Here is a 5,500-nt window from a genome sequence, read left to right on the forward strand (position 1 = left end):
ATGTCGCGGGTTTCCGCTTTACGGAAATAGGGCAGGCAGTCCAGGTACGACCAGTCTTCCAGGCCTGGCAGTTTTGCCCAGCCGTCGTAGTCCATGGCGTTGCCGCGGATGTAGCACATGCCGTTGATCAGCGAGGAACCGCCCAGACCCTTGCCGCGACCGCACTCCATGCGACGTCCGTCCATGTGTGGCTCTGGATCGGTTTCGTACGCCCAGTTGTAACGACGGCCTTGCAGTGGAAACGCCAGCGCCGCAGGCATTTGCGTGCGGAAGTCGAAACGGTAGTCCGGGCCGCCGGCTTCGAGCAGCAGGACGGTGACGCCTGCGTCTTCGGTCAGACGGGTCGCCAGGGTGTTACCGGCCGAGCCGGCACCGATGATGATGTAGTCGAATTCTTGGGACATTGAATGCACCCTCTTTGATGTTGGTTCAGGTCGCGCGCCGAGTTGCCGATCGTTGTGGCGAGGGAGCTTGCTCCCGCTCGGCTGCGCAGCAGTCGCAATGTCAGCGACTGTGTTGTGTCTGCATGAACGCGGTGTCTGAAGTTGGGGCCGCTTCGCAGCCCAGCGCGAGCAAGCTCCCTCACCACAAGGGCCGCAACTTCAGAACTGCGTCAGATCAGAACACCGAGACGTAATCGCCCAGCTCGACCTGTACCGATTTGATGCGGGTGAAGTTGTTCAGCGAGCTGATGCCGTTCTCACGGCCGACACCCGACTGCTTGTAGCCACCGACCGGCATTTTCGCGTCGGACTCGCCCCAGGCGTTGATCCAGCAGATACCGGCTTCCAGTTGATGAATCACGCGGTGCGCGCGGTTCAGGTCCTTGGTGACGATACCGGCGGCCAGGCCGAAGTCGGTGTCGTTGGCGCGGCGGATCACTTCTTCTTCGGTTTCGTAGGAGAGGATCGCCATCACCGGGCCGAAGATTTCTTCACGCACGATGGTCATGTCGTCGGTGCAGTCGGTGAACACGGTCGGCGCGACAAACGCACCTTTGGCGAATTCACCGTCAGTCAGACGCTGGCCGCCGCACAGCAGACGGGCACCTTCTTCCTTGCCCTTGGCGATGTAGCCCAGCACGCTTTCCATGTGGGCGAAGCTCACCAGCGGACCGAAGTTGGTGTTTTCGTCTTGCGGGTTACCGATGCGGATGCGCGCAACGCGTTCAACGATTTTGGCTTCGAAAGCCGCTTTGAGGTGCGCCGGTACGAACACGCGAGTGCCGTTGGTGCAGACCTGGCCGGAACTGTAGAAGTTGGCCATCATCGCGGTGTCGGCGGCGCGATCGAGGTCGGCGTCGTCGCAGATGATCAGCGGCGACTTGCCGCCCAGTTCCATGGTCACGTCCTTGAGCGAAGAGCTCGAAGCGCTGGCCATGACTTTCTTGCCGGTGTCGGTGCCGCCGGTGAACGAGACTTTCTCGATGCGCGGGTGCTCGGTCAGCCAGGTGCCGACTTCACGGCCGCTGCCGGTCAGGACGTTGAACACGCCGTTCGGCACGCCGGCCTCGGTGTAGATCTCGGCCAGTTTCAGGGTGGTCAGCGAAGTGACTTCGCTTGGCTTGAAGATCATCGCGTTACCGGCCGCCAGGGCTGGTGCGGATTTCCACAGGGCGATCTGGATCGGGTAGTTCCAGGCGCCGATACCGGCCACCACGCCCAGCGGTTCGCGACGGGTGTACACGAACGACGTGGTGCGCAGCGGAATCTGCTCGCCCTCGATGGCCGGCACCAGGCCTGCGTAGTATTCCAGCACGTCGGCACCGGTAACGATGTCGACGTAACGGGTTTCGGAGTAGGCCTTGCCGGTGTCCAGGGTTTCCAGGGCAGCCAGTTCATCGTTGCGTTCACGCAGGATTTCCACGGCGCGACGCAGGATGCGCGAACGCTCCATGGCGGTCATGGCAGCCCAGATCTTCTGGCCCTTTTCGGCGCTGACGACGGCACGCTCAACGTCGTCGAAGGTAGCACGTTGGACTTTTGCGAGGACTTCACCGTTAGCCGGGTTGATGGCTTCGAAAGTGGCGTCGCTGCTGGCGTCGCTGTACGCACCATCGATGTAGAGTTTTTGCAGTTCGAAACGGGCCATAAAGTCCTCGCAAGTGCATCAGTGATTGGCGCGGTCCGGTGGTTGAGCGTTCTATGTGTGCTCTAACTCACCCGCTTGGCCAGTTGGATATCCATGTATTCGTAAGCGATCTGTTGCGCCTGCTCGGTGTCGAAAGCGTCTCCCGACAGCGCGCCGCGCAACCACAAACCGTCAATCAACGCTGCCAGGCCGCGGGCGGCGGTGCGCGCATCATTGAGCGGCAACACGCGGCGGAACTGGCAGCACAGGTTGGAATACAGACGGTGATCGTTGATCCGCTGCAACCTGTGCAAAGACGGTTGGTGCATGCTGGTTGCCCAGAAGGCCAACCAGGTTTTCATTGCCGGGCCATTGACCTGGCTGGCGTCGAAGTTGCCTTCGATGATCACCTGCAGATGCGCTCGCGGGCTGTCATCTTTCAGCGCCTGTCGGCGCGCGGTGACGTTCTCGCTCAGGACCGTCATCAGGTACCCCATGGTGGCGGCGATCAGGCCATTCTTGTCCTGAAAATAGTGACTGATGATGCCATTCGAGACACCGGCCAAACGGGCGATCAGCGCAATGCTGGCGTCCCCCATTCCGACCTGATCGACGGCCAGCAAAGTGGCTTCGATCAATTGCTGGCGGCGGATGGGTTGCATACCGACCTTGGGCATCTTGCACATCTCCTTAGGCCTTCCGGCAGACGCAAAACGTCTGTCGGACTGAGGGCCAGTCTATTTTGTTTTGATTGAACGTTCAATCAACAAAGAATAAGATCTGCGACAATTCGTCGCTGCTTACAGATTTTTCCTACGCATAAATGACGAAAAACCGACATCTAAAACGGCTCGAAACCTATACGCCACGGCGCTTTTGGGGTTTCGGGCTTTTTCGGGGTGTCTTTATAACACCCGCTGGTCGGCTGCCAACTAACCGATTGGTCGGGTCACGCGCTGCCTTGTGATCTTCTCCCGCACTGCCCGGAGCATCTGTGCCATGAGTTCTGCCTCACTAATAAAGACCCCACCCGAGAAGGTGACGGTCAACGGTTGGGTGTTCTACACCTCCACCGCGTTGATTCTGTTGTTGACCGCCATTCTGATCATCGCCCCGCAAGAGGCCGGTCGAATGCTCGGTACAGCGCAAGCCTGGCTGTCACGCAGCTTTGGCTGGTATTACATGGTGGTGATCGCCGCCTATCTGATTTTCGTGGTGGGCCTGGCTTTTTCGTCCTACGGCAAACTGAAACTGGGCAGCAAGGACGATACCCCGGATTTCAGCTACGGCGCCTGGGCGGGGATGCTGTTTTCTTCCGGTATCGGCATTTCGCTGTTGTACTTTGGCGCATCCGAGCCTCTGGACCATTACTTCAACCCGCCGGAAGGCGTAGCCGCCAGCAACCTTGCGGCGCGTCAGGCGGTTCAGCTGACGTTCCTGCACTGGGGCCTGCATGGCTGGGCGATCTATGCGCTGGTGGGGCTGGCCGTTGCCTATTTTGCGTACCGTCATAACCAGCCGCTGGCATTGCGTTCGGCGCTGTATCCGCTGGTGGGCGAGCGTTGGGTCAAGGGTGCCGCCGGTCATGCGGTGGACGGCTTTGGCATGTTCGTCACCCTGCTAGGGTTGGTGACGAACCTGGGGATTGGTTCGCTGCAGGTATCGTCGGGCCTGGAAAACCTGTTCGGCATGGAGCACAGCAATACCAATCTGCTGATCGTGATCATTGTGATGAGCACCGTGGCAACGATTGCTGCCGTGTCGGGCGTGGAAAACGGTATTCGTCGCCTGTCCAACCTCAACATCGTTCTGTTCAGCGGCTTGCTGATTTTCGTGCTGCTGTTCGGCCCGACCCTGCATCTGCTCAACGGCTTCGTGCAGAACGTCGGTGACTACCTCAATGGCGTGGTACTCAAGACATTCGATCTGTATGTGTACGAAGGCGACAGTGCCAAGTCCGACCGTTGGTTGGGCCTGTGGACCTTGTTCTACTGGGCCTGGTGGATTTCCTGGGCGCCATTCGTAGGCATGTTCATCGCGCGCATTTCCCGTGGGCGTACCGTGCGTGAACTGGTGGCCGGCGTGTTGCTGATTCCACTGGGCTTCACCCTGGCATGGCTGTCGATCTTCGGTAACTCGGCCCTGGACCTGGTGATGAACCATGGGGCGGTAGAGCTTGGGAAAACGGCGCTGGAACAGCCGTCCATGGCGATCTACCAGTTGCTGGAGCACTACCCGGCGTCGAAGGTTGTGATCGGCGTGTCGATTTTCGTCGGTTTCGTGCTGTTCCTGACCCCGGCGGATTCCGGCGCGGTGATGATGGCGAATCTTTCCTGCAAGGGCGGTAACGTCGACGAAGATGCGCCGCACTGGTTGCGGATCTTCTGGTCGGTAGTGATCACTCTGGTGACCATCGGCCTGTTGTTCGCCGGTAACTTCGAAGCCATGCAAACCATGGTGGTGCTGGCCGGTCTGCCGTTCTCGGTGGTGCTGGTGTGCTTCATGTTCGGCCTGCACAAGGCCATGCGCCAGGACGTGCAGATCGAACAGGAGCAAGCGGAGTTGGCCGCGCGCGGTCGCCGTGGCTTCAGCGAGCGCCTGACCCAACTGGACCTGCAGCCGAGCCAGTCGGTGGTCCAGCGTTTCATGGACAAGCATGTGACGCCGGCCTTGCAGGACGCGACCACGCAAATGCGTGCGCAAGGCCTGCAAGTGCAGACGCTGCTGGGCAAGTCCAAGCGTTGCATGGGTGTGCGGGTCGAGATGGAAGAGGGCAATCCGTTTGTCTACGAAGTCAGCCTGGACGGCTATCTGGCAACGCCGACTGAATCGGCCCAGTCTGATGAGGCGCGTCAGCGTTATTACCGCGCCGAGGTGTACCTGCACAACGGCAGCCAGGACTACGACCTGATGGGCTTCACCCAGGAGCAGATCACACGGGACGTACTCGATCAGTTCGAAAGCCATCGGCAGCTGCTTGGCCGGGTCTATAGCTAAGGTGTGAGGCGCTGCGGTGCAATCAATGCACCGCAGACCTGTGTGGCGAGGGAGCTTGCTCCCGCTCGGCAGCGAAGCAGTCGTAAATCCGGTTCACGGGGTCTGTCTGAACTAGCGCAGTCTCTGGTTATGGGGCCGCTTCGCAGCCCAGCGGGAGCAAGCTCCCTCGCCACAGTTGTCAGTATTCCAGGTCATGATCGTTTCCATGCAGAACGTGGGAACGATCAAAAATAGCTAAGGTGTGAGGCGCTGCGGTGCAATCAATGCACCGCAGACCTGTGTGGCGAGGGAGCTTGCTCCCGCTCGGCAGCGAAGCAGTCGTAAATCCGGTTCACGGGGTCTGTCTGAACTAGCGCAGTCTCTGGTTATGGGGCCGCTTCGCAGCCCAGCGGGAGCAAGCTCCCTCGCCACAGTTGTCAGTATTCCAGGTCAT

General features: G+C 59.9%; 4 protein-coding genes. 1 reads left to right on the forward strand and 3 read right to left on the reverse strand.

Annotation, left to right across the window (positions count from 1 at the left end):
• The 3 genes from D8U69_RS15955 to betI all read right to left on the reverse strand — a co-directional run.
• Positions 1-404 (reverse strand): GMC family oxidoreductase N-terminal domain-containing protein (locus D8U69_RS15955; RefSeq protein WP_177434574.1); only part of this gene is annotated, 404 nt, incomplete at its 3' end.
• A gap of 214 nt (positions 405-618) precedes the next feature.
• Positions 619-2,091 carry a betaine-aldehyde dehydrogenase gene (gene betB / locus D8U69_RS15960; RefSeq protein ID WP_056853908.1) on the reverse strand — a complete coding sequence of 491 codons (1,473 nt, stop codon included), beginning with the start codon at positions 2,089-2,091 and terminating at the stop codon, positions 619-621.
• 62 nt (positions 2,092-2,153) lie between these two features.
• Complete coding sequence (gene betI, locus D8U69_RS15965) at positions 2,154-2,747, reverse strand: transcriptional regulator BetI (protein WP_056853907.1); 594 nt, start codon at positions 2,745-2,747, stop codon at positions 2,154-2,156.
• A 379-nt stretch (positions 2,748-3,126) separates the two neighbouring features.
• On the opposite strand from betI, the gene D8U69_RS15970 reads away from it, so the two are divergent.
• Positions 3,127-5,067, forward strand: a complete 1,941-nt coding sequence (locus tag D8U69_RS15970) for a BCCT family transporter (protein ID WP_177435023.1) — start codon at positions 3,127-3,129, stop codon at positions 5,065-5,067.
• Positions 5,068-5,500: the final 433 nt, after the last annotated feature.

Origin of the sequence: Pseudomonas sp. Sample_16 (assembly GCF_004307665.1) — a bacterium.
In the GTDB taxonomy this organism is placed as follows: Bacteria; Pseudomonadota; Gammaproteobacteria; order Pseudomonadales; family Pseudomonadaceae; genus Aquipseudomonas.

Excerpts from the sequence above, each read along its gene's own strand:
- betB (WP_056853908.1), bottom strand. The coding sequence starts at position 2,091 with ATGGCCCGTTTCGAACTGCAAAAACTCTACATCGATGGTGCGTACAGC.
- betI (WP_056853907.1), bottom strand. The coding sequence starts at position 2,747 with ATGCCCAAGGTCGGTATGCAACCCATCCGCCGCCAGCAATTGATCGAA.